This window comes from Flavobacterium araucananum (assembly GCF_002222055.1).
Lineage (GTDB): Bacteria > Bacteroidota > Bacteroidia > Flavobacteriales > Flavobacteriaceae > Flavobacterium > Flavobacterium araucananum.
Window position 1 is genome coordinate 62,439 of sequence record NZ_MUGS01000002.1, and the last position, 23,689, is coordinate 86,127.

At 34.7% G+C, this 23,689-nt stretch carries 23 protein-coding genes; 4 read left to right on the forward strand and 19 right to left on the reverse strand.

Translation table 11 applies throughout. The features are described 5' to 3' along the window. The first annotated feature begins 21 nt into the window (after positions 1-21). The 3 genes from B0A64_RS00595 to B0A64_RS00605 all read left to right on the forward strand — a co-directional run bounded on the left by B0A64_RS00595 (position 22) and on the right by B0A64_RS00605 (position 2,370). Complete coding sequence (locus B0A64_RS00595) at positions 22-1,122, forward strand: endonuclease/exonuclease/phosphatase family protein (RefSeq protein ID WP_089477612.1); 1,101 nt, start codon at positions 22-24, stop codon at positions 1,120-1,122. A 101-nt stretch (positions 1,123-1,223) separates the two neighbouring features. After that, positions 1,224-1,763: a 3-hydroxyanthranilate 3,4-dioxygenase gene (locus B0A64_RS00600; RefSeq protein ID WP_089477613.1), complete on the forward strand. Its 540-nt coding sequence runs from the start codon at positions 1,224-1,226 to the stop codon at positions 1,761-1,763. A 295-nt stretch (positions 1,764-2,058) separates the two neighbouring features. After that, a complete protein-coding gene (locus B0A64_RS00605) occupies positions 2,059-2,370 on the forward strand; it encodes a hypothetical protein (protein WP_089477614.1) in 312 nt (103 codons plus the stop codon). A gap of 9 nt (positions 2,371-2,379) precedes the next feature. Here B0A64_RS00605 and B0A64_RS00610 read toward each other — a convergent pair whose 3' ends face one another. Both B0A64_RS00610 and B0A64_RS00615 read right to left on the reverse strand, forming a co-directional pair. Then, the gene (locus B0A64_RS00610) at positions 2,380-2,658 is read right to left on the reverse strand and encodes a type II toxin-antitoxin system RelE/ParE family toxin (protein ID WP_089477615.1); all 279 of its coding nucleotides are present in this window, start codon (positions 2,656-2,658) and stop codon (positions 2,380-2,382) included. An 81-nt stretch (positions 2,659-2,739) separates the two neighbouring features. Then, a complete protein-coding gene (locus tag B0A64_RS00615) occupies positions 2,740-3,699 on the reverse strand; it encodes an MBL fold metallo-hydrolase (RefSeq protein ID WP_089477616.1) in 960 nt (319 codons plus the stop codon). A gap of 181 nt (positions 3,700-3,880) precedes the next feature. Between B0A64_RS00615 and amaB the strand changes: the two genes are divergently transcribed. Continuing rightward, complete coding sequence (gene amaB, locus B0A64_RS00620) at positions 3,881-5,434, forward strand: L-piperidine-6-carboxylate dehydrogenase (protein ID WP_089477617.1); 1,554 nt, start codon at positions 3,881-3,883, stop codon at positions 5,432-5,434. A 55-nt stretch (positions 5,435-5,489) separates the two neighbouring features. Here the strand turns inward: amaB and B0A64_RS00625 are convergent, their stop codons facing one another. The 17 genes from B0A64_RS00625 to B0A64_RS00705 form a co-directional block, all read right to left on the reverse strand. Then, positions 5,490-8,060 (reverse strand): pectate lyase family protein, encoded by a 2,571-nt coding sequence (locus tag B0A64_RS00625; RefSeq protein ID WP_089477618.1) that lies wholly within the window; start codon positions 8,058-8,060, stop codon positions 5,490-5,492. Between the two features lie 612 nt (positions 8,061-8,672). After that, positions 8,673-9,446, reverse strand: a complete 774-nt coding sequence (locus B0A64_RS00630) for a Bax inhibitor-1/YccA family protein (protein WP_089477619.1) — start codon at positions 9,444-9,446, stop codon at positions 8,673-8,675. Positions 9,447-9,587: 141 nt separating this feature from the next. Continuing rightward, complete coding sequence (locus B0A64_RS00635; RefSeq protein ID WP_089477620.1) at positions 9,588-10,979, reverse strand: NADH-quinone oxidoreductase subunit N; 1,392 nt, start codon at positions 10,977-10,979, stop codon at positions 9,588-9,590. 154 nt (positions 10,980-11,133) lie between these two features. Further along, positions 11,134-12,573 (reverse strand): complex I subunit 4 family protein, encoded by a 1,440-nt coding sequence (locus B0A64_RS00640; RefSeq protein ID WP_089477621.1) that lies wholly within the window; start codon positions 12,571-12,573, stop codon positions 11,134-11,136. Between the two features lie 10 nt (positions 12,574-12,583). Further along, positions 12,584-14,467 carry an NADH-quinone oxidoreductase subunit L gene (gene nuoL / locus B0A64_RS00645; RefSeq protein ID WP_089477622.1) on the reverse strand — a complete coding sequence of 628 codons (1,884 nt, stop codon included), beginning with the start codon at positions 14,465-14,467 and terminating at the stop codon, positions 12,584-12,586. A 6-nt stretch (positions 14,468-14,473) separates the two neighbouring features. Beyond that, complete coding sequence (gene nuoK / locus B0A64_RS00650; protein WP_017494599.1) at positions 14,474-14,794, reverse strand: NADH-quinone oxidoreductase subunit NuoK; 321 nt, start codon at positions 14,792-14,794, stop codon at positions 14,474-14,476. Further along, complete coding sequence (locus tag B0A64_RS00655) at positions 14,794-15,333, reverse strand: NADH-quinone oxidoreductase subunit J family protein (protein WP_089477623.1); 540 nt, start codon at positions 15,331-15,333, stop codon at positions 14,794-14,796. The genes nuoK and B0A64_RS00655 overlap by 1 nt, the downstream gene beginning before the upstream one ends. Beyond that, positions 15,334-15,879 carry a NuoI/complex I 23 kDa subunit family protein gene (locus B0A64_RS00660; RefSeq protein ID WP_089477624.1) on the reverse strand — a complete coding sequence of 182 codons (546 nt, stop codon included), beginning with the start codon at positions 15,877-15,879 and terminating at the stop codon, positions 15,334-15,336. 117 nt (positions 15,880-15,996) lie between these two features. After that, entirely contained in the window at positions 15,997-16,521 is a 525-nt protein-coding gene (locus B0A64_RS00665; protein ID WP_089477625.1) for an ORF6N domain-containing protein, read from the reverse strand. Between the two features lie 86 nt (positions 16,522-16,607). Next, on the reverse strand, positions 16,608-17,663 hold the full coding sequence (nuoH, locus tag B0A64_RS00670) for an NADH-quinone oxidoreductase subunit NuoH (protein WP_089477626.1): 1,056 nt from the start codon (positions 17,661-17,663) through the stop codon (positions 16,608-16,610). A 2-nt stretch (positions 17,664-17,665) separates the two neighbouring features. After that, positions 17,666-18,697, reverse strand: a complete 1,032-nt coding sequence (locus tag B0A64_RS00675) for a 2Fe-2S iron-sulfur cluster-binding protein (RefSeq protein WP_089477923.1) — start codon at positions 18,695-18,697, stop codon at positions 17,666-17,668. A gap of 87 nt (positions 18,698-18,784) precedes the next feature. After that, positions 18,785-20,152, reverse strand: a complete 1,368-nt coding sequence (nuoF, locus tag B0A64_RS00680) for an NADH-quinone oxidoreductase subunit NuoF (RefSeq protein WP_089477627.1) — start codon at positions 20,150-20,152, stop codon at positions 18,785-18,787. Position 20,153: 1 nt separating this feature from the next. Further along, complete coding sequence (locus B0A64_RS00685) at positions 20,154-20,684, reverse strand: complex I 24 kDa subunit family protein (RefSeq protein WP_026982598.1); 531 nt, start codon at positions 20,682-20,684, stop codon at positions 20,154-20,156. A gap of 136 nt (positions 20,685-20,820) precedes the next feature. After that, a complete protein-coding gene (locus tag B0A64_RS00690; protein WP_089477628.1) occupies positions 20,821-22,059 on the reverse strand; it encodes an NADH-quinone oxidoreductase subunit D in 1,239 nt (412 codons plus the stop codon). Between the two features lie 27 nt (positions 22,060-22,086). Continuing rightward, positions 22,087-22,608, reverse strand: a complete 522-nt coding sequence (locus B0A64_RS00695; protein ID WP_089477629.1) for an NADH-quinone oxidoreductase subunit C — start codon at positions 22,606-22,608, stop codon at positions 22,087-22,089. A gap of 1 nt (position 22,609) precedes the next feature. Beyond that, positions 22,610-23,158, reverse strand: coding sequence for an NADH-quinone oxidoreductase subunit B (locus B0A64_RS00700; protein WP_089477630.1), 549 nt, complete (start codon positions 23,156-23,158; stop codon positions 22,610-22,612). A gap of 164 nt (positions 23,159-23,322) precedes the next feature. Next, complete coding sequence (locus B0A64_RS00705) at positions 23,323-23,688, reverse strand: NADH-quinone oxidoreductase subunit A (RefSeq protein WP_055097501.1); 366 nt, start codon at positions 23,686-23,688, stop codon at positions 23,323-23,325. Position 23,689: the final 1 nt, after the last annotated feature.

Below are 23,689 nucleotides of genomic sequence, written 5' to 3' on the forward strand. Positions count from 1 at the left end.
ACATCTAAAACATTAAAATTCATGAAGATTATTAGATTTCAGTTTTGTTTCATTGCGCTGTTTTTTCTTTTGATTTTGCAGGCACAATCCAAAAAATACAACATTCATACTGTTGCCTTTTATAATTTCGAAAATCTTTTCGATACGATAAACGATCCTGCAACACATGATGATGAATGGACACCAAACGGAGCGCAGCATTGGACAAAAGAAAAATACGAGCAGAAGTTAAAAAATCTCTCGAGGGTTTTATCCCAAATAGGAACTCCCGAAAATCCTAATGCACCAACACTAATTGGCGGTTCTGAAATCGAAAACCGTGGCGTTCTGGAAGATTTAATAAAACAACCAAAATTACTTGATATAGAGTATGGAATCATTCATTTTGATTCGCCGGACAAACGCGGAATTGATGTTGCATTGCTGTACCAAAAGAAATACTTTAAACCTACATCGTATTCTAATATACCTTTATATATCTATAAAAATAATGCAATTGCAAAAGAAGAAAAGAAAGAAGATACCGATGATGAAGTCGAAATAAAAACAGCCAATAACAATCGAATCTTTACAAGAGATCAGCTTTTAATAACCGGTTTTTTAGAGGGTGAGGAGATTCATATTATAGTCAATCACTGGCCTTCAAGATCGGGAGGGGAGAAAAAGAGTAGTCCGTTTAGGGAAGCCGCTGGAAATTTAAACCGAAAGATTATAGACTCACTTCAGCAAATAAATCCCAATGCTAAAGTAATTACAATGGGTGATTTAAACGATGGTCCGTTTAACAAAAGTGTAAAAATAGCGTTGGGAGCAAAGGCAAAAAAAGCAGACGTTCCTGAATTTGGAGTCTTTAATCCGTTTGAAGAAATGGCGAATAACGGCATGGGAACAATTGCTTTTAGAGATTCCTGGGATATTTTTGACCAGATTATCATGACGGAATCTCTTATAAAACCAGATTTTTTGACGTTTAAATTTTGGAAAGCCGGCATTTTCAACAGACCTTTTCTTATTACCACTTCTGGACAATATAAAGGATATCCGTTACGACATAGTTTGACCGAAGTTGGTTTTAGCGATCATTTTCCTGTTTATATTTATCTGATCAAAGAGGTAAAATAGGTCTGGTATTCAGTCTCAGTTTACAGTCAGAACTTACTGAAAACTGCGACCGCGACTGAAAACTTTTCCTTAACTTAGCTAAAAACTTAGTACCACTAAACATGTCAATAGCAAAACCCTTCAACTTAACCAAATGGATCGACGAAAACCGTCATTTACTTAAACCACCTGTAGGTAATAAAAATCTTTATGTAGATTCCGGTGATTATATCGTGATGATTGTTGCTGGCCCAAATGCCCGTAAAGATTATCATTACAACGAAACCGAAGAACTTTTTTACCAACTCGAAGGCAGTATAAAAGTGGTAATTCAGGAAGATGGCGAACGTAAGGAAATGGAATTACATGCCGGAGATATGTATCTGCATCCCGCTAAAATTCCGCATTCGCCAGTTCGTTCAGCAGGTTCTATAGGTTTAGTAATCGAGCGCAAACGTGCCGGAAAAGGATATACTGACGGATTACTTTGGCATTGTGACACTTGTAATCATAAACTTTATGAAGTGTTTTTTGAATTACATAACATAGAGAAAGATTTCTTGCCACATTTCGAACATTTCTATAATTCAGAAGAATTGAGAACTTGCAACAATTGCGGAACCGTAATGGAGACTGATCCCAGATTTGTAGCGAAGAAATAGTAGATTGAGTCAATGTATTTTAACAGGTTTTGAAAACCTGTTAGGTATTATATATTAGCATTAGAAATTTTGAATTATAGCTTTTTTAGAATTTGGAATGTCAAAATTTAGAGTTTTAGGTTTTTTAGGAGCTATTTCCCGCTATTCGTTCCAATCTTTTGTGTCCGCCGCGGCGGACACAGAAGGATTTCCACTTCTATCGGGGCTAAGGCATTCGTTTTCATAAGAATGATTGTGCTTTCAAGAAAGAATATTACTATATTTGTATCATTAATGATATGAAATTAAATCAAAAATGATACAAGAAATTATCACATATAAAAATATAGTAAATAGTATTGAGGATTTAATGGATAAATCTCCCTTTAAAAAAGCCTATATTATTGAAAAAGCAGGCATACCTAGTCCTACTTTTTATAGAAAACTAAAAACCCAGACTTTTACTCCGGATGAGATGCTTTCTATTGCGAAAATACTTTCTCCGGAAGAAAATTTTCGATTAGAATTGATAAAAGGGATTGAACAAGGAAAGCGTGACTTCGAAGAAGGTAATTTTATTACTCATGAAGAAATGTTATTGGAGTTGAAAAGTAAGGGATTAATTTAATTATAAATATTAATTTAGAGGTTTCTGATGATTATCCCAAAAAATAATTAAAACAATAGAATCATTATGTATTTCGTAATGTAGAGAGATTTGCTTAGAAATCAATACAACATTACATTTTAAATCCATCTTATATTTTCCCAGATAAGGATTTTGTATAAGTAGATTGATAGTATGTATTGTATTTTCTATGAATTTTTTAGCTGTTTCATGATTCCAATGATGTAATAAATAGTTTCTATTACTATAAAAAGTATATTTTGCTTCAGCTGACCAAATAATTTTCATTTTGTAAATTTATAAAAATAAACTTACAAAAATATATTTTACTTTCAATAACAATTCGATAAATTCCTTGAAAAATAGTTATTACAATTCAAATCTCTTCCCTTGTTCCGGATAAATAATGTTCAACCCTAAATCATTTTGCTTTTGCACTTGTTCTTTAAGTTTGATGATATTTTTGGTTGGCGGTTTCAAATGCGTAACAATGATATTAAAACCTTTTAAAGTTCCCTTTCCGGATAAATCTTCTAAAGTATGAAGTTCTTTCATCAGGTAATTAGGAGTCAAATGTCCGAACAAGAATTGATCAGGTTGTTCATTTGGGAAAGAAACTTCGATAAAAATTCCTTTTAGTTGTTTGCTTTTTACAAGAGACGCAATTGCGGTCCAAAGAGCTTTTAGCTTGTCGCTTTTTTCTACTGAGTCAGGTCCGGTATCTCCTAAATAAAGCACATACGATTCTCCGTTTTTAATTAAAAATGCTGTGCTTTCAAACGGATTCACATGACTTAGCGGAAATGCTTTTACCGTCATTGTTGTATTGGTAATTGGAGTTTCTTCTCCAATATTAAGAGTCTGGAAATGGTATTTTTTTAAGGGCTTTCCGGGACCTATATCACCAAAATTAGCCCACGTCTGATCATTAAAATAATGGTTTTCCATCATTTCCATACATTTCTCAGTTGCATATACCGTTTTTGAAGAATCAGCCGGTGAGTTAATAATCAATCCTGAAACGTGATCTAAATGTGCGTGAGAGATAAGATATCCTTTAATGTATTTACGTAAAACCTCGCTTGTCGAAACTTTAAAAATCTTGTTTTCAATTGCTTTTTCGATTCCGGCATTTATAGTTCCCGCGTCAAGAGAAATAAAATCATTTGTATTTACCGGAGCAACCAAATAAGCCGAAAGATTTTTTTCGTCAATTCCGCCTTTTATTCCCAACGGAACAACCTGAAAAGAAGATTTTTGCTCTTTTTGAGAAAATACATTTGCAGAAATTAAAACCAAACAAATAAGGAAACGATTGAAAACAGACATATTTAAATAATTTTGTTGCTGCAAAGTTCCTGAATTAAGACGAATAAATACAGGAATATTTCTTTAATTGAGTTTTATTAATCCTAAATTTACTTGATTTTAACAATGCGCTTCGGTTGAAATTCAACTCGAAATAATATCTTTACATAAAAATATAACAATTTTAACTAAAAAAGTTACAATGACAACAATAGCATCGCAATTTGGAATGAATGAGGCTCTGGAAAAATTGGGCATCAAAACGATTAATGAAGGAACATCAACCGGATTAGAAAACTTTTCATCAGGGGAAATATTAGAAAGTTATTCACCAGTTGACGGAAAATTAATTGCTTCGGTAAAAATGTCAACACCTCAGGATTACGAAAAAGTAATGCAGGCGGCAACAGAAGCTTTCAAAACTTTTCGTTTGATTCCTGCACCACAACGTGGAGAAATTGTTCGTCAGTTTGGGCAAAAATTACGCGAAAATAAAGAAGCTCTTGGTAAATTGGTTTCTTACGAAATGGGGAAATCATTGCAAGAAGGATATGGTGAAGTTCAGGAAATGATTGATATCTGCGATTTTGCAGTTGGATTATCCCGTCAATTGCATGGACTCACAATGCATTCAGAGAGACCCGGACACCGTATGTATGAGCAATATCATTCATTAGGCGTTGTCGGGATTATTTCGGCATTTAATTTCCCGGTTGCTGTTTGGTCCTGGAATACAGCTTTGGCATGGATTTCCGGAGATGTTTGCGTATGGAAACCATCTGAGAAAACACCTCTTTGCGGTATTGCCTGTCAAAACATTATTGCACAAGTTATTAAGGAAAACAATTTGCCGGAAGGAATTTCTTGTTTGATTAATGGTGATTATAAAATTGGGGAATTAATGACAGCTGATTCCAGAATTCCATTAATTTCTGCTACAGGTTCAACCCGAATGGGAAAAATTGTAGCACAAACTGTTGCAGGACGTTTGGGTAAATCATTATTAGAACTTGGCGGAAATAACGCTATCATCGTTACTCCGGATGCTGATATTAAAATGACCGTTATTGGTGCTGTTTTTGGCGCGGTAGGAACTGCCGGACAACGTTGTACATCGACTCGTAGATTGATCATTCATGAAAGTATTTATGATAAAGTAAAAGACGCTTTGGTAGCAGCTTACAAACAATTAAGAATTGGGAATCCGCTTGACGAAAACAATCATGTTGGACCACTTATTGATACTCATGCTGTAGAAATGTATGCAGTTGCTTTGAATAAAGTAGTTGCTGAGGGCGGAAAAATTTTGGTTGAAGGCGGAGTGCTTTCAGGCGAAGGTTATGAAAGTGGATGTTATGTAAAACCTGCAATTGCCGAAGCTCAAAATTCGTATGCAATTGTACAACACGAAACATTTGCACCTGTTTTATATCTAATTAAATATTCTGGAGAAGTAGACAATGCGATCGATTTTCAAAATGGAGTAGGGCAAGGGTTATCATCAGCTATTATGACAAATAATTTACGTGAAGCCGAAAGATTTTTATCTGTTGTAGGTTCTGATTGTGGAATTGCAAACGTAAACATCGGAACTTCAGGGGCTGAAATTGGTGGTGCTTTTGGTGGAGAAAAAGAAACCGGTGGCGGACGTGAATCTGGATCTGATGCCTGGAAAATTTATATGCGTCGTCAAACTAATACAATAAACTATACGACTAGTTTACCTCTGGCACAAGGAATCAAATTTGATTTGTAGATTTAGACAATTTTATGAAAAGGCTTCCAAATTTGGAAGCCTTTTTTTTGTGAATTTACTTTTTAAGAATAGTTTGGGTAAATGAACCGGCATTGGTGTATACTTTGACTAAATAAGTTCCCTGAATTAGAGCACTTACATCTATATTTTCTGTGTTTTTGTCGATTGTTTTTACAAGCATTCCTGAAATATTGTAGATCGCAACTTTTTCTATATTTTGTGTAGAACCCGATATCGATAAGGAGTTTGTAACCGGATTTGGATATAAAAAAGGTTTAATGGTTTGTGGTGTTTGAGTTTCCTCAACGTCTGCCAGACGCAATGTATTGTTATTATATTCTGTACTTATATAGAATAGATTTGCTACAGATCCTTTGCTTATAGTATTTGTTCCTGCTGGTATTGATGCCGTTACTATTCCGGCTGATGCAGTATAAGAAACGTTATTAATTTTTACGGTTCCCGTAAAATTAGAGTCAAAAACTAAGGTCAACGTTGACGAATTTGTTGTCGTGTACGTAATCGTTGTGCTTGATTCAATTTTTAAACGTTCAGTTAATGTTAATCCAGCATATACTACAGATCCTGGCGTAGAATTCAGGTTTCCGGTAATGGTGTAAAATGAACTTGTTTTTCCAGAAGTTGTAAAATTATGTATCTGGTTAGTACTCGGAGTGCTTGTTGTTACCGTTATAGTTCCTGATCCCGTTGCAAATGTTCCGGTTCCGGTAGTAGCAATAGAATAAGATACCGTAGCAGTTGGGGTACCAGAAATTGTGATGGTTTTTGCCGAAGTATTTTTCGCAAAACTAATTCCAGAAGCTGGTAATCCTGTTACTGTTGCATCTGTTGCAGTACCTCCCCAAGTAAAAACAATTGAAGCTATAGCTGTTCCGGTTGCTACTGTCTGGTTGTTGTTAGTTGTAGAAGTAAGCGTTTGTGAGCTTGCTGGCGGATTGCCTTCGCCTTGCACTGAAACTAATGAACTGCTGTAGTTTGTTAATGCAGATTTTAAGGCTGTAATAACAAGTGAGGATTTATCGTCTACACTATTATCGAATGTCCATTTTAGATCGCCTCCGGAAACACGTCCTGAATATTGGATTACTTTGGTTTTGGCTGTTGCAGGTTGATCTGTAACAAGATTTTTTATATAAAATGCAGCATTTGTATCAAAGTTGTTATAAGTATTTGCACCAGATTTAGACTTAACAGTACTACTTACAGTCTCGCCTCTTGTAGTGGCAAGATACGCGTCAAAGTCAGTAGTAGAGCTAATTTTTCCTGAAATGTTGTACAAAGGATTTGTATCGCCATACGCTACAAAACGCATGCTGTTTGTGGCGATATCTGCATCAAAAGTATTATTGAAAGCTTTAATAGAACCTCCTGCTTCACCTGAAAAAGTTCCCATAGTTCCGGCATTATTAACCTGATTGACTTCATCCCAAATATCAGTTCCCTGCAATGAGGTCATCATTGGGTGTTTGCTATTTCTAAAATAGTTTGCTTCTACAAATAGGGAAGAACCTAATGTAGAACCTGATCCGTATTTTGCAACTCCATCAAAATAATTATTGTAGATATGAGCAGAATAATAGCGAACGCGCGGGTGACGAGAATCTGAATGGTCAAACCAATTGTGGTGATATGTGATGTATAAACCAGTGGTAGTCCCTTCACTTAATCCCAAAAGGCTTGCTTTTCCGTTGTCCCAAAAGTGGTTGTACGACAATGTGATGTAAGTTGATGATTTATTGTCTAGCGCACCGTCGCCTTTTATCTGGTCAGCATCACTACCCGCATTTCCGTAAAATAAATCGCAGTTATGCACCCAAACGTGGTCGTTGTCCTGTTGCATTCCAACATTATCTCCGGCAGTACTGTTACAATTCATAAATCCAAGATTGCTAACTTCAATATTCGAAGCAGATTTAAGGCGTACTCCCCAGCCATTTGCAACTGCATCTGTACCAACACCTTCTATGGTAACATAGCTAGAAGCATTATTAGAGTTTTCGATCACCACATCTCCACCTTCCATTACGGTCATATCTGTTATGTTGCCGATCAGGCGGAATATAAACGGACGGGTGTCTTTTCCTTTTTTAATGGCGTATAAGATATTTTGTAAACCAACGCACGGATTTGCACTTGCACCGGTAATGTCTGTCGATATGGTATTTTTGGTGTTTTGCGAGATATAAAGAATTACCGCACCTGTTTTTGGAGTTCCGTCAGCATTGTAACCTCCTGGAACACGACCTCCATCAAAAGCAAAACCATTACGATCCTGAGCAAGAACAGTTAGGTTGCTTGTAGTAGATCCTGTTCCTTCGGTTCCGGAGATTACCGGTTTTACTTTTATGGCATATGTTCCGGCTTTTAGCCCCGGAATATCTGCTCTGTAGTATGAGCCATAGCTTCGAATAAGCTGGTCGTCTATTTTTTTATCTGTAAAACCATTTCCGGTATAGTAAACATTGTACGTTTGGGCATTGCTTAGGGGTTGCCATTTTACAAAAGCAGATTCTAACCAGCCGGAAGCTTCGTTAATTTGAATTTGTTGTGCCCAAGTCTGAATACAGACTAATAGGAAAGTCAGAATAAGTAGGTTTTTTTTCATAATTGTGGTTTTTTAGTTAATAAAGTTTTTGTGGTTTTTTGAGTATCAACACAAATAATTAAATTGTAATCGATTGCACAAAAATATATCTATTTTTTTAAATGTTTATTTTTTTTGCAATAAAAAAATATAAAGTGTAAAAAAAAGCTTGTTTAAATATTGAATATGTAATAAATTACATTAAATGCAATTTATTACATATTTGTAAGAATCGATGTCAGGCTTTGTTTTTATTGTATTAAAAAAATTGGCCAAAAGAAAATTTAGTAGAAAGTAAGGCGAGATTTATTGTTTTAAATTATTTTAGTAACGATTTATAAAAGAAAGAAAAAGCTTATAATTAAGAAGAGGAATTCTCGTTATTTTGAGTCTAATTTGGTTGTAAATAAAACTATTTTTAAAAATTCAGACTAATTTTTAAATTAAAAGCAGGCTGATTTTAGAAAAGTAAGCAGGGGTTTAATGACGTTCTAAAAGGATAATTTTGAGCAATATAAGACGTATAAATTGCTTATTTAAGGAGTGTAAAGTTTATTATAGGACCAATAGAATACATAAAAAAAGCCTTTCTGAAAAGTTCAAAAAGGCTTTGTATTTATATTTTGGAAATACTTAATTTTTACTTGATAATTTTGATAATAATCTTAAGAATTCAACGTACAACCAAACCAATGTAATCATTAATCCCATTGCTCCGTACCATTCCATAAATTTTGGCATTCTTTCCTGAACTCCTTTTTCTATTTGATCAAAATCAAGAAATAAGTTTAAAGCAGCAATAACAATTACAAAAACGCTAATTCCAATACTCATCATTCCGTTTCCGTAATGAACAGGAGTAAAGTTAAAAACCAACGAAGCTAACCATGAAATGATATAATAAGTAGCAATTGCCAATGTAGCAGCAATCACAACTGATTTGAATTGCTCTGTAACTTTTACAATTTTGAATTTATATAAACCTAAACAAACTAAAAAAGTTACTAATGTTGCGCTAACAGCATTAATTACAATTCCGGGATACATTGCTTCGAAAATAGCCGAAATTCCTCCAATAAATAATCCTTCAAACAAGGCATAACCTGGAGCTAAATAAGGAGAAAGCTGTGGTTTAAAAGCTGAAATTATAACTAAAACAAGACCTACAATAGCACCGCCAATAGTGGGTAACATTGCGTTCATTCCGTTAAATGCCATCCACCACGTTACCATTGCAGATCCGCATAATATTAAAAATAAAATAGCGGTTTTATTAATAGTACCTGACAAAGTCATTTCCTGATTGTAATCAATAATTTGTGCCTGATGTACTTCTTCTGCTTTTGAAACAGCATTTGATGAAAAACGTTTGTTGCTTAAAAATGGATTTTTAGAATTGAAGCTCATAATATGATTGGTTTTAAAACTCATCAAATATAATCGATATTTTTTGATGTGCCTGTAATACTATGGAATTTTTAACAATTTGAACCAATAAAAAAGCCATCAATAACAATTGACGGCTTTGTATATTGTATGAATTTATTTTTAATTTAGAAGATCTAAAACTAAAGATGGAAATAAACCTAAAGCAATGTTTAAGGCGATCGAAATTACAGCAACCGCATAAATAAGGAAAGGTTTTCCGGTACGTTCCTGATTAGGTTCTTTAGAATACATAGCTAAAATTAATTTGAAATAATATCCAACACTAATAATTGAGTTTATAACAGCCACGATTACCAAAGCAATATATCCAGCCTGAATGGTTTGATTAAACAAGAAAAGTTTAGCAAAAAATCCGGAGAAAATAGGTATACCCGCCATTGATAATAAGGAACCTGTAAGGATTGCAGCCAATAAAGGATTTGTTTTCCCTAAACCATGAAAATTTGTAATGTCTTCGTTGTCTTGGTTTTTGCATACATATAAGATAACACTAAAAGCAGCGATTCCGGCTAAAGCATAAGCAGCAGTATAGTATAATAATACACCTGCAGATGTTGCTACGGTTAACAAAGTCATTAACATGAAACCGGCATGTGAGATTCCTGAGAATGCCAACATACGTTTTACATTTACTTGTCTTAACGCCATGATATTACCAACGGTCATAGAAGCGATTGAAATAATTACTACAATGGTTTCAAAAGTTCCTAAAAGATCCTGATTGTCTAAAGACGGAACCAGGTTTAATGCAGATACCAGTTTGTAAAGTGTTGCAATAGCTACAACTTTAGCCAAAGTGCTCATTAATGCAGTGGTCAAAGCTGGAGATCCTTCGTATACATCCGGAGCCCAGAAATGAAACGGAACTGCTGCAACTTTAAACAACATACCAATGATTACGAGAATCATTCCGATAGGGAACCAAATTGGTAATTCGGCAGACAGAGAGCTTTCGTGAATTTCTGCAACATCAAAACTTCCCATTGCTCCATAAATCAAACAAATTCCGAATAAAATAATACCGGATGCAAAAGATCCCATCAGGAAATATTTCATACCGGCTTCGTTACTTTTTAGATTTAATCTTTCGCTTGCGGCTAAAATATAAAGAGCTATAGATAAAATTTCGATTCCTAAGAAAAACATGGCTAAGTTTCCAAAAGAAACCATAGCAACTCCTCCAGCCAATAAAAATATTTTTATAGCTACAAAATCTGAAATTTTGGTGGGATGATTTTCGTAAAAATTATGACTTAATGCTACTAAGAAAATAGTTAGAACTATAAATAATGATGAAAACGCAGTAGAGAATTTACTCACTGTGATCATATTATTATAGTAACTTGCTGTTGATCCAAACTCATAATAGTTAAGTGCCAAAACCCCCAATAAACCAATAATGGTAATTGGAACAATGGCCTTTCTTAAATTAAGAATTTCAAACAATAGGCAGAAAATACCCAATCCTGTTATAGCTATTAATGTATTCATTTTTGCTTTTTTGATTTAGGAAATCTAAAACTAATGACGCCCTAATTTATTTTTATTTAAAATATATTTTTATTCTTTTTTAAAATACAAACCTAACTTTTAATGTCTCAAATAAAATCTGAATTCAAAAATCGTTAATCTCCATTCTAAAATCTTAATTCTTATTGATAACGTTTAGAATTGTTTCTAAACTTGGTGTAATCAAATCTGTAATTGGTTTTGGATAAAATCCGAAGAATATTAAAACCGCAATAATTACGATAAATGAAATTCCTTCATTTATAGAAACATCTGCAAAAGTTTTAGAATTTGTTTCTCCTAACATTACATTTTGAAACATTTTAAGCATATAATAAGCTCCCAAAATAATAGTTGTTCCGCCTAATACAGCAAACCAAATATTTATTTGAGACAAACTATATAAAACAGTAAACTCTCCAACGAAATTAAAAGTACTTGGTAAAGCTACAGAAGCCAATACCAAAATTAAAAACATAGAAGTAAATTTAGGCGATTGTGTACGAATACCCCCCATTTCGCTAATTTCTCTGGTTTCGTATCTTCTAAAAATAACTTCGGCAGCAAAAAATAATCCTACTACAACAAAACCGTGAGCAATCATTTGCAAAACAGCTCCGCGTAAACCATCAAGAGTCAAAGTATAAGTTCCTGCAGCGATTAACCCAACGTGAGCTAAGGAAGAATATGCCAATAATTTCTTTAAATCTTTTTGTCTCAATGCTACGATTGATCCGTAGATTACACCGGCAATTCCTAAAGCAATAAAAATATTCATGTACTCTTTTGCAGCCAATGGTGCAATTGGCAATTGCCAACGAATCACACTATACAATCCCATTTTTAGCATGATACCGGACAAAAGCATTGTTCCAACAGTTGGTGCTTTTTGGTATACATTTGCTTGCCAGGTATGGAAAGGGATAATTGGAATCTTGATTGCATAAGCAAAGAAAAAAGCTAAAAATATCCAAAGTTGCTCCGTAGCAGATAAGTTTAATTTGTACAAATCTTCGATCAGGAAACTACCTGCTTTTGTATACAGGTAAATAAAAGCAACTAACATAAACAACGAACCGGCAAGTGTATAAATAAAGAATTTAACCACTGCTTTTCTGCGTTCTTCTGCATCACCATTACCCCAAATAAGGGCAATGAAATATATAGGAATAAGAGCCAGTTCCCAAAAGATATAATATAACAGACCATCTGCTGCAAGGAAAGTTCCTGTCATAGCAAAAGCCATAAATAAAATTAAAGCATAAAAACCTTTAGCATTTTTGTACTCATTGCCAAAAGAAGAGAATATGATAATTGGAGTTAAAGCTGCGGTTAACAAAACCATTGCAATTCCTAATCCATCAGCATTTAGAGCAAATGAAATTTTAGGCTGCGTAATCCAGGCATTTATTAAACTGATGTTTTCGCCTGCACAAAAATGATTTAGTAATACAATTGAACAACCTAAAGCCGCCAAACTAAAGAACAAAGCTACTTTTGATGCTAGCTTGTCACCAACAAAATAAGTGGCAAATGCACCAATTAAAAGAATAATTAATATAAGAGAAACGTTCATAGTTGTAAAATTATTTAGCTAAAAATATATAGGAAACAATGGCACAAAGCCCCAAAACAAATGCAAAAAGATATAATCCGATACTTCCGTTTTGTAATTTTTTACCCTGAAAAGCGAGTTCATTCGTTACTTTTCCTAATCCAAAAACAAGAGCAGACAGAGCTGTTTCAACAGTATCTCTAAAAAATCTTGATAATCCGTTTATAGAGCGTACAAATATCGCATCGTAAATTTCGTCTACATAATATTTGTTGTATAAAACTTTTGTCAAACCTGTAATATTTTCGTCTGTTTCCGGAACATTATCCTGTTTAAAGTATTTGATGTAAGCAATAAAAATACCTACTAATCCACCTACAACAGCAATTGCCATTAATGTATATTCTGTTGTGCCTAAATGATGCTCTTCGCCCGCTACTTTTGAAAAAAGTGGTGCCAAATAACCATTTAACCAACTGTTTCCAGGTAAACTAATTAGTCCGCCAAATGTAGCCAGAACGGCTAAAATCATTAGAGGGAACGTAATCAGTCCGTCACTTTCATGCAAGTGATGTTTTTGCTCCTCTGTTCCTCTAAAATCTTTAAAGAAAGTTAAGAACATTAATCTGAACATATAAAAGGCAGTCATGATCGAAGCAATAGATCCAACAACATATAAAGGAATACTGTGGTGGAAAGCAGTCATTAAGATTTCGTCTTTAGAGAAGAAACCAGAGAAAAACGGAACTCCTGAAATGGCTAATGATGAAATTAACATGGTCCAGAAAGTGATAGGCATTGCTTTACGCAAACCACCCATTTTACGCATATCTTGTTCTCCGTGCAAACCGTGAATTACAGAACCTGAACCTAAGAACAAACAAGCTTTGAAGAAAGCATGTGTTATTACGTGAAAAACGGCTACTTCGTAAGCACCAAATCCTAAGGCTAAAAACATTAATCCTAATTGAGAAACGGTAGAGTAGGCCAATACTTTTTTAATATCAGTCTGAACCAGGCCAATTGTTGCTGCTACTAATGAAGTAATCGCTCCAATAACCGCAATAACAGTTTGAACATCTGGTGCTAAATCAAAAACAAAGTTTAATCTTGTTACCATAAAGATACCTGCTGTAACCATTGTTGCAGCGTGAATCAATGCAGAAACCGGAGTTGGTCCAGCCATCGCATCAGGTAACCAGGTATATAATGGGATTTGAGCAGATTTACCACAAGCTCCAATGAATAAACATATAGCAGCTAATGAAAGCAATGGTATATTTAAGTTTGTTGCGCCTGCAATTGCAGTTTTTAAAGTTGCATAATCTAATGTCGAGAACATTGAACCAAGAATGAACATTCCGATTAGAAGACCTAAATCTCCAATTCTGTTCATGATAAAAGCTTTTTTCGCAGCATCATTGTAATCCTGGTTTTTATGCCAGAATCCAATTAGCAAGTACGAACAAAGTCCAACACCTTCCCAACCAATAAATAAAACTAATAAGTTACTTCCAATTACAAGCGTAATCATGAAAAATACAAACAGATTCAAATAGACAAAAAACTTGTGCATATTTTCATCATCGTGCATGTAACTAATAGAGTATAAGTGTATCAATGATCCAATACCCGTTACAAAAAGCAACCAAAGTAATGATAATTGATCTAATAAAAATCCAAGATTAATGTGTAGGTTACTAATTTGAATCCAATCAAATAAAGTAACCTGAAGGGCTTGTTTTGTTTGGCTAATCTGGTTGAAAAAGAAAAGCGTAACAGCAAAAGAAACTACTACAGCAGCAGTCCCAATGATTCCTGAAACTGTTTTCCCTAAGCTCTTGCCAAAGAAAACATTGATTAAAAATCCTAAAAAAGGAGATAAAACTAAAAGTAAAGCTAAATTGGTATCCATTTTTATTTATCCTTTTAAATTTTTTAAATTATCGATACTAATCGAACCTAAATTTCTAAAGATCGAAACTAAAATAGCCAATCCAACTGCAACTTCTGCTGCAGCAACTGCCATCGAAAAGAATACAAAGACTTGTCCTTGTGCATCTTGATGATAAGTTGAAAAAGCAACAAATAAAAGGTTAACAGCATTCAACATGATTTCGATAGACATAAAAACGATAATAGCATTTCGTCTGTACAATACACCAAAAATACCAATACAGAAAAGTACAACACTTAAAAAGATGTAGTTTTCAATACCTATTTGATTTAATATATTACCCATTATTTATTTAATTTTTCTTTTTTAGACAATAATACAGTTCCAATCATAGCTACTAAAAGTAAGATCGAAGCAAATTCAAACGGAACCATATATTCGTTCAATAATATTTTACCAAGTACTTTGATCGACTGGAAATCTTCGCCTGTCGAATCATATTCGCCAACAATTGGTTTAGAGTTGATAAAAATTGCAATTAATACAATACAAATCAGGCAAAAAGAAACAATTGCCCCTAAACGTGTAATTCTAGGTCTGTGTACTTCTCGTTGTTCGTTCAAATTCATCAACATGATCGTAAACAGGAACAAAATCATAATTGCTCCGGAGTAGACTATAATGTGTACAATAGCCAAAAACTGAGCATTTAGTAATAAATAGTGACCAGCAATCGAGAAAAAACATATTACTAAATAAATAGCACTATGAATTGGGTTTCTGCTAAAAATGGTCAAAAAAGCGGTAATTACCGTGATAAACGCTAAGAAACAAAATATAATTTGTACAGTTGTTGCGTGTGCAAAATCAGGAATATGTATCATTTAATTAGCATTATTAAGTTGAGCATTTTTGATCGCCACGTCAAGAGGCATCACTAATCTGTCTTTTCCAAAAATAAAATCTTCTCTTTCATAGCTGGAAGGAACCAATACTTTTGAAGTCGTCAAATAGATGGCATCTTTTGGGCAGGCTTCTTCGCATAGACCACAAAAAATACAACGTAACATATTGATTTCGTATATCGAAGCATATTTTTCTTCTCTGTACAAATGTTTTTCATCAGCTGTACGTTCAGCAGCTTTCATTGTGATGGCTTCAGCAGGACATGATAAAGCACATAATCCGCAAGCAGTACAGTTCTCACGACCTTGCTCATCACGTTTTAACTGATGTTGACCACGATAAACCGGACTCATTTCACGCACTTGTTCCGGATAGTGAATCGTCACTTTTTTTCTAAATAAGTGTTTAAGTGTGATAAACAATCCTTTTACAATCGCCACAAGATACAATCGTTCCCAAAAAGTCATCTCTTTGTTCGAGACCATCTTTTTTCTACCCGATAATGATATAGTTTCTATTGACATTTTTTTAATTTTTATTGTGAAGCTTAATCCTGCTATCCGCTATATCTTTTGTCCGCCGCGGCGGAATAAAAGGATATCGCTTCTATCAGGGCTAGGGCATTTTGGTATTAATGAAATTTATTTTTTATAACCAATTTTAGTTCTTTCAATTTTATTTTCTTGCTTGTCCATCAACTCATCAAGATAAGTAAAGACTAGTTCGATGTTTTTATTCTGATTTGATAATTTTGCTTTTATCTCTTCAATTTCCAATTTCATATTCAATGTTTCTGAGATCTCCTGACGAATTTTTGTAAAAACACGAATAATTTGAATATTTACTTTAATTGCTGTTGCACTATTCAAAACACTTGATAACATTGCAACTCCTTGTTCCGTAAATACCATCGGATTATACTTTGAATGCGCACCTTGTTTTAAGGTGCCAAATAGGCTCCTTAGAATTTCATTTTCAATTTCAGTCAATTCAAACATAAAATCTTCAGGAAATCGCTCTATATTTCTACGAACCTGTCTTTTCAGTTGTTTAGTTTCTACTCCGTAAAGTATTGCTAATTCTGAATCAAGCATTACTTTCTGTCCTCTAATAAGCAATATTTTGCTCATTATGAATTCCTCTGTAATCATTAATCCTTCACTCATTTATTATTCATTTCAGACGTGGTTACAAATTGGAGTTACCTTTTTTAATTCTAAGGTGCCAATTTGGCTCCTCAAGATTCAAAATCTTAAAATCCTAAAGCTGCTGCGATATCGTGTCTTAATATAACAACACCCGTAATCATAATATTAACAATCGAAAGCGGAATCAAAATTCTCCAGCCTAAGTGCATTAATTGATCGTATCTAAATCTTGGAATCGTCCAACGTACCCACATATAGAAAAATATGAAGAAACATATTTTTGCAAACAATACTGCAATTCCTATTACATTACCAATATTTACACCTACATGTTCTACCATCCATTGCATTCCCGGATAGTTATATCCACCAAAAAATAGCACAGAAATAATTGTTGCAGAAGTAAACATACTTGCGTACTCGGCAAATAAATAGAAGCCCATTTTCATGGAGGAATACTCTGTATGATACCCTCCAATTAATTCACTCTCACACTCTGCTAAATCAAATGGTGTTCTGTTTGTTTCTGCAAATGAACAAATCAAGAAAATTAAAAACGACAAAGGCTGATAGAAAACATTCCAGTTCATACCTTGTTGTTGTAATGAAATTTCTTTTAAACTCATTGTTCCGGTCATCATCAATAAAGCAATCATTGACAATCCCATGGCAACTTCATAAGAAACCATTTGCGAAGCTGCACGAACAGCTCCCATCAATGAGAATTTATTGTTAGAAGCCCATCCACCAATCATAATACCGTAAACTCCAACTGAAAGAACTCCAAAAATATATAATAAAGCAATATTTATATCAGTTGCCTGAAGGATAACATCTCGTCCAAACACATGAAGTCTGTCTCCCCAAGGGATTACAGCACTTGTCATTAAGGCTGTACTCATGGCAATTGCCGGACCTACAACGAATAAAAATTTGTTTGGTGTATTTGGAAAAAATTCTTCTTTCGAGAATAATTTCATACCATCAGCAAGAGGTTGTAATAACCCTCCCCATCCGGCACGGTTTGGTCCTACACGATCCTGAAGAAAAGCCGCAACTTTACGTTCAGCCCAAGTAGAATACATTGCCATAATCATTGTCACGGCAAAAACCACAACAATTACAACACTTTTTTCTATAATAAACGCACCATCTACCATCGTTACGAATTTTTGTTGTTTGTGTTTAATGGAATTTCAGCCATACTAATTTTTTTACGGTCAATATCTCTACCCATTAGAATAGTTTTCTCTGTATCGATTTGTACTTTTTCTAATTTTTGAGTGTAGTTATTTTGGTTGATAACAGAATCTTTTTCAAATTCTCTAGGTCCTTCAATAACCCAGTCACTTACATTTTTATGGTCAAAACGACAGCTGTTGCAAATGAATTCTTCTACTTCATGATACTCGTCTTTACGACCGGTTACACGTTGAATTTCTCCTCCAAACATCCAAACAGTTGTTTTACCGCAACATCCGGGAGTAGTACATTCTCTGTGTGCATTGTATGGTTTGTTGAACCAAACTCTTGATTTAAAACGGAAAGTTTTATCAGTCAATGCTCCAACGGGACAAACGTCGATCATGTTTCCGGAGAATTCATTGTCGATTGCTTTTGAGATACCTGTAGAAATATTAGCGTGATCCCCACGATCTAATACTCCGTGAACTCTGTTGTCTGTCAATTGATCTGCTACTTGTACACATCTTTGACATAAGATACAACGGTTCATGTGTAGTTGAATATTTGGACCAATATTTTCTGGTTCAAATGTTCTTTTTTCTTCAATAAAACGTGATTTTGGATTTCCGTGCTCGAAACTTAAATTTTGTAAATCGCACTCACCAGCCTGATCACAAACCGGACAATCTAACGGGTGATTGATCAACAAAAATTCAGTAACAGATTTACGGGCTTCTGTCACACGATCAGAAGATTTACTGTTTACCTCCATTCCGTCCATACATCCTGTTACGCAAGATGCCATTAATTTTGGCATTGGTCTTGGGTCAGCTTCACTTCCTTTAGCAACTTCAACTAAACAACAACGGCATTTACCTCCGCTACCTTTTAATTTTGAGTAATAGCACATGGCTGGCGGAACTAGATCTCCACCAATCATACGTGCAGCCTGCAGGATTGTTGTTCCTGGCTCTACGTCTATACTTTGACCGTCTATGGTTACTTTCATCTCTTTATTTTGTTTTTTTAGTTTCAAGTTTTTGGTTTCAGCCTATTGAACCTGAAACTAAAAAAGTATTTGAAACTTGAAACTATTTTAAACTGTTTGTTTACCTACTAAATGTTTTACTTGCGAAAAAGGTTCAGCAACAAAGTGATCTCTATTTTTAATTTTTTCAGGGAAACGAACGTGATATTCAAATTCATCTCTAAAATGACGTATCGCTGCTGCTACCGGCCATGCAGCTGCATCACCAAGCGGGCAAATTGTATTACCCTCGATTTTGCTTTGAATGCTCCACAATAATTCAATATCCTCTTCACGGCCCTGACCGTTTTCAATTCTCCACAATATTTTTTCTAACCATCCTGTTCCTTCACGACAAGGGGTACATTGTCCGCAAGATTCATGGTGATAGAAACGAGAAAAATTCCAAGTGTTTCTTACTACACAAGCAGTGTCATTATAAACAATAAAGCCTCCTGAACCTAACATAGATCCGGTAGCAAAACCACCATCACTTAAAGATTCGTAAGACATTAATCTGTCTTCGCCATTTGCTGTTTTAAAAATTAATTCAGCCGGTAAAATTGGCACTGAAGATCCTCCTGGTACAAATGCTTTTAGAGGTCTGCTGGAAGACATTCCTCCCAGATATTCGTCAGAATTCATGAATTCATCAACGCTTAATCCCAATTCAATTTCATAAACTCCCGGGTTTTTGATGTGACCAGAAGCCGAGATTAATTTAGTTCCTGTTGAACGACCAATACCAATTTTGGCATAATCATCACCAGAATTGTTAATGATCCAAGGTACAGTAGCGATAGTTTCAACATTGTTTACTACTGTTGGGTTTGCCCAAAGTCCTGAAACCGCCGGAAATGGTGGTTTAATACGAGGGTTTCCTCTTTTACCTTCTAATGACTCGATAAGTGCAGTTTCTTCTCCGCAAATATAAGCTCCGGCTCCACAGTGAACATGTAACTCTAAATCGTAACCTGTTCCTAGTATATTTTTTCCTAACCAACCTGCAGCTTTAGCTTCGGCGATTGCTCTTTCTAATATTTTGAAAACCCACATATACTCTCCACGAATGTAGATGTATGACAGGTTAGCGCCTAAGGCAAAACTTGAAGTAATCATTCCTTCGATCAACAAGTGAGGAATAAATTCCATCAAATAACGATCCTTAAAAGTTCCTGGCTCAGACTCATCGGCGTTGCAAACTAAATGTCTTGGTTTTCCTGATTTTTTATCAATAAAACTCCATTTCATTCCTGCCGGGAAACCAGCACCACCACGACCACGAAGTCCTGATTTTTTTACTTCTTCGACAACTTCGTCCGGCGTAAGCGTTTTTAAAGCTTTTTCTACAGATGCATAACCTCCGTTTTGGCGGTATACTTCGTAGGTTTTGATACCGGGAACATTGATTTTATCTAATAATATTTTCTGTGACATATTATTTATCGTGTAATATTATTTTATCATCTCTACAATCAGCGATTAACTGATCGATTTTCTCTTCTGTCAATTTTTCTTTGTAGAAATCGCCTAACTGCATCATCGGAGCGTATCCGCAAGCACCTAAACATTCTACACCGGCAATGGTAAACATTCCGTCCGGAGTTGTTTCACCCATTTTGATGCCTAATTTTTCAGAAGTATAATCCATTAAATTCTCAGCACCATTTAAACAACAACAAGAAGTCTGGCAAAATTCGAACATGTATTTTCCAATTGGTTTTTGGTTGTACATGGTATAAAAAGTAACCACTTCGTAAACCTCAATTGGTTTTATGTGCAAAATTTCGGCAACTTTATCCTGCAGTTCAGTACTTAACCAGTTATCGTGTGCGTCCTGCACTTCGTGCAAAACAGGTAATAAAGCTGATTTTCTTTTATCTTCAGGATAATGACTGATTAATTCATTGATGCGGGTCATCAATGCTTCAGTCATGTTTATTTCTTGTTTGTAATGTTTTCTTTCCATTCTTAATTTTAGATTTTAGATTTTAGATTTTAGATTTTTCAATCTTCGATCTTTAACCTACATTCTGCAATCTTTTTTTAATTTTAAATTTTAGATTTTTCAATCTACAATCTACATTCTGAAATCTACAATCTATTTAGGCGTCTAATTCTCCTGCAATAACATTTAAACTTGATAGAATAACAATTGCATCAGAAAGTAAAGCACCTTTAATCATTTCAGGATATGCCTGGTAATAAATAAAACAAGGTCTTCTAAAATGTAATCTGTATGGGGTTCTGCTTCCGTCAGTAACTAAATAGAATCCTAATTCTCCATTTCCTCCTTCAACAGGGTGGTAAATTTCTGCAACTGGTACAGGAACTTCTCCCATTACGATCTTAAAGTGATAAATTAAGGATTCCATCGAAGTATAAACATCTTCTTTTGGAGGAAGGTAGTAATCAGGAACTTCTGCATGATATTCGTTTCCGGCTGGCATTTTGTCCAACGCTTGGCGAATAATGCTTAAACTTTCGCGAACTTCGGCATTACGAACACAAAAACGATCATAAGTGTCACCTGATTTTCCAACAGGAACAATAAAATCGAAATCTTCGTAAGAAGAGTAAGGGTGTGCAACACGTACATCATAATCAACTCCGGCAGCACGTAAGTTTGGACCTGTAAATCCGTAAGCCATTGCTTGCTCTGCTGAGATAGCACCTACGTTTACAGTTCTGTCAAGGAAAATTCTGTTTCTTTCGAATAGGTTTTCAAATTCTTGCCAAGCGACAGGAAAATCTCTTAAAAACACGTCTAATTTGCGGAAAGCTTCTGGTGACCAATCTCTTTCGAAACCACCAATTCTTCCCATATTTGTTGTTAAACGAGCACCACAAATTTCTTCGTAAATTTCGTAAACTTTTTCTCTAAATTGAAAAACGTATAAAAAGCCGGTATAAGCACCAGTATCAACACCAAGGATCGAGTTACAAATTAAGTGATCTGTAATACGAGCCAACTCCATTACGATAACTCTTAAATATTGTGCACGTTTAGGCACTTCGATATTTAGTAATTTCTCTAAAGTCATCCACCATCCCATATTATTAATAGGAGAGGAGCAATAGTTCATACGATCTGTAAGGGGCGTAATTTGATAGAAAGGACGATTTTCGGCGATTTTTTCGAAAGCTCTGTGAATATAACCAATAGTAGGTTCTGCTTCCAGAATTCTTTCACCATCCATTAACAGGATATTTTGAAAAATACCGTGAGTGGCCGGGTGTGTTGGACCTAAATTCAGGACTGAAAGCTCGCTTCCGTCTTCGTTTAGTTTATCCTTAACTATTTTAGCATAACGATGCTCTGGTGGTAATAATAGTTCTGACATTTTATAATGTTGAATTATTTATTTTTTTTAGCAATTTGTTGTTGTTCTTCCAAAGAATCTGTCGTCTTTATCAGTTCTTCCGCTGTCTTCCATTGGGAATTCTTTACGCATTGGGAATGATATCATTTCGTCCATATTCAAAATACGTTTCAATTGTGGATGTCCAATAAAGTTAATCCCGTAGAAATCGTATGTTTCTCTTTCCATCCAATTGGAGCTTAAGAAAATATTAGAAATGGTTTTTATCTCTGGTTTTTCACCATTAATAAAAACTTTGATTCTAATACGTTTATTTTCGTACCAATTGTGCAAATGGTAAACTATAGCATACTGACGATCTGTTTCGTTGTCTGGATAGTGAACCCCACATAAATCGGTTAAAAAGTGAAAGCGTAAATCAGAGTCGTTTTTCAAAAAAAGAATCAATGCTGTGATTTTGTCAGCAGTAGTTTCGAGTGAAAAAATATCTCTTTCTTGTTGAAAGTTAAAAACACTTGCGTCAAATGTTTCTGTAAGTTTATCTTGAATCAGGGTATTTTCTAAAGCCATCTTATGAAATATTATATGAAGCTAGTAATTCTTGGTATTCTGGAGAACTTCTGCGTCTTACAGATTCAGTTCGTACCAATTCTTGAAGTTTCATTACTCCATCTACTATTTGTTCTGGTCTTGGTGGACATCCCGGAACATAAACGTCAACCGGAATTACTTTGTCAATTCCTTGTAATACAGAATACGTATCGAAGATTCCTCCTGATGAAGCACAAGCTCCAACAGCAATCACCCAGCGAGGCTCAGCCATTTGTTCGTAAACCTGTCTTAAAATAGGAGCCATTTTTTTAGAAATAGTTCCCATTACCATCAACATATCTGCCTGACGAGGAGAGAAACTCACACGCTCAGAACCAAATCGTGCTAAATCGTAATGTGAAGCCATTGTTGCCATAAACTCGATTCCGCAACAAGATGTCGCAAACGGTAAAGGCCAAAGAGAATTCGCGCGTGCCATACCTACAACATCATTTAGTTTTGTGGCGAAAAAACCTTCACCAACAACACCTTCAGGAGGGGCAACCATATTTACTTTTGAATCGCTCATTTTGTATTTTAGATTTTAGATCTCTGATTTTAGATTGCAGCAATCTTGAAAATCGAAATCAATATTTAAAAAAATCAATATTATATTTTGAGAAATTTACTTTTCAAATCTAAAATTTTAAATCAAAACAATCTAAAATCTACAATCTGAAATCTAAAATTTCTTTATTCCCAGTCTAATGCTTTTTTCTTGATGATGTAGAAAAAGCCAACTAAAAGAAGCGACATAAATACAATCATCTTTAACATTCCTTCTATTCCAAGTTCTTTGAAGTTTACTGCCCACGGATAAAGGAAAATAACCTCTACATCAAACAATACAAATAAAATGGCAACAAGGAAATATTTTACAGAAAACGGAATACGGGCGTTACCAACAGATTCGATACCGCACTCAAAGTTTTTGTCTTTAACTTCTGAGGTTCTTTTTGGGCCTAATTTTCCAGAAATAATGATTGTTCCTACCACAAAACCAACAGCCAGGATGAACTGCATTAAAATAGGAAGATAACTGTATTGATCAGATTGCATA

Bases quoted from the DNA above. Each gene is read 5' to 3' on its own strand.
- B0A64_RS00595 (WP_089477612.1), top strand. From the start codon at position 22: ATGAAGATTATTAGATTTCAGTTTTGTTTCATTGCGCTGTTTTTTCTT.
- B0A64_RS00600 (WP_089477613.1), top strand. From the start codon at position 1,224: ATGTCAATAGCAAAACCCTTCAACTTAACCAAATGGATCGACGAAAAC.
- B0A64_RS00605 (WP_089477614.1), top strand. From the start codon at position 2,059: ATGATACAAGAAATTATCACATATAAAAATATAGTAAATAGTATTGAG.
- B0A64_RS00610 (WP_089477615.1), bottom strand. From the start codon at position 2,658: ATGAAAATTATTTGGTCAGCTGAAGCAAAATATACTTTTTATAGTAAT.
- B0A64_RS00615 (WP_089477616.1), bottom strand. From the start codon at position 3,699: ATGTCTGTTTTCAATCGTTTCCTTATTTGTTTGGTTTTAATTTCTGCA.
- amaB (WP_089477617.1), top strand. From the start codon at position 3,881: ATGACAACAATAGCATCGCAATTTGGAATGAATGAGGCTCTGGAAAAA.
- B0A64_RS00625 (WP_089477618.1), bottom strand. From the start codon at position 8,060: ATGAAAAAAAACCTACTTATTCTGACTTTCCTATTAGTCTGTATTCAG.
- B0A64_RS00630 (WP_089477619.1), bottom strand. From the start codon at position 9,446: ATGAGCTTCAATTCTAAAAATCCATTTTTAAGCAACAAACGTTTTTCA.
- B0A64_RS00635 (WP_089477620.1), bottom strand. From the start codon at position 10,979: ATGAATACATTAATAGCTATAACAGGATTGGGTATTTTCTGCCTATTG.
- B0A64_RS00640 (WP_089477621.1), bottom strand. From the start codon at position 12,573: ATGAACGTTTCTCTTATATTAATTATTCTTTTAATTGGTGCATTTGCC.
- nuoL (WP_089477622.1), bottom strand. From the start codon at position 14,467: ATGGATACCAATTTAGCTTTACTTTTAGTTTTATCTCCTTTTTTAGGA.
- nuoK (WP_017494599.1), bottom strand. From the start codon at position 14,794: ATGGGTAATATATTAAATCAAATAGGTATTGAAAACTACATCTTTTTA.
- B0A64_RS00655 (WP_089477623.1), bottom strand. From the start codon at position 15,333: ATGATACATATTCCTGATTTTGCACACGCAACAACTGTACAAATTATA.
- B0A64_RS00660 (WP_089477624.1), bottom strand. From the start codon at position 15,879: ATGTCAATAGAAACTATATCATTATCGGGTAGAAAAAAGATGGTCTCG.
- B0A64_RS00665 (WP_089477625.1), bottom strand. From the start codon at position 16,521: ATGAGTGAAGGATTAATGATTACAGAGGAATTCATAATGAGCAAAATA.
- nuoH (WP_089477626.1), bottom strand. From the start codon at position 17,663: ATGGTAGATGGTGCGTTTATTATAGAAAAAAGTGTTGTAATTGTTGTG.
- B0A64_RS00675 (WP_089477923.1), bottom strand. From the start codon at position 18,697: ATGAAAGTAACCATAGACGGTCAAAGTATAGACGTAGAGCCAGGAACA.
- nuoF (WP_089477627.1), bottom strand. From the start codon at position 20,152: ATGTCACAGAAAATATTATTAGATAAAATCAATGTTCCCGGTATCAAA.
- B0A64_RS00685 (WP_026982598.1), bottom strand. From the start codon at position 20,684: ATGGAAAGAAAACATTACAAACAAGAAATAAACATGACTGAAGCATTG.
- B0A64_RS00690 (WP_089477628.1), bottom strand. From the start codon at position 22,059: ATGTCAGAACTATTATTACCACCAGAGCATCGTTATGCTAAAATAGTT.
- B0A64_RS00695 (WP_089477629.1), bottom strand. From the start codon at position 22,608: ATGGCTTTAGAAAATACCCTGATTCAAGATAAACTTACAGAAACATTT.
- B0A64_RS00700 (WP_089477630.1), bottom strand. From the start codon at position 23,158: ATGAGCGATTCAAAAGTAAATATGGTTGCCCCTCCTGAAGGTGTTGTT.
- B0A64_RS00705 (WP_055097501.1), bottom strand. From the start codon at position 23,688: ATGCAATCTGATCAATACAGTTATCTTCCTATTTTAATGCAGTTCATC.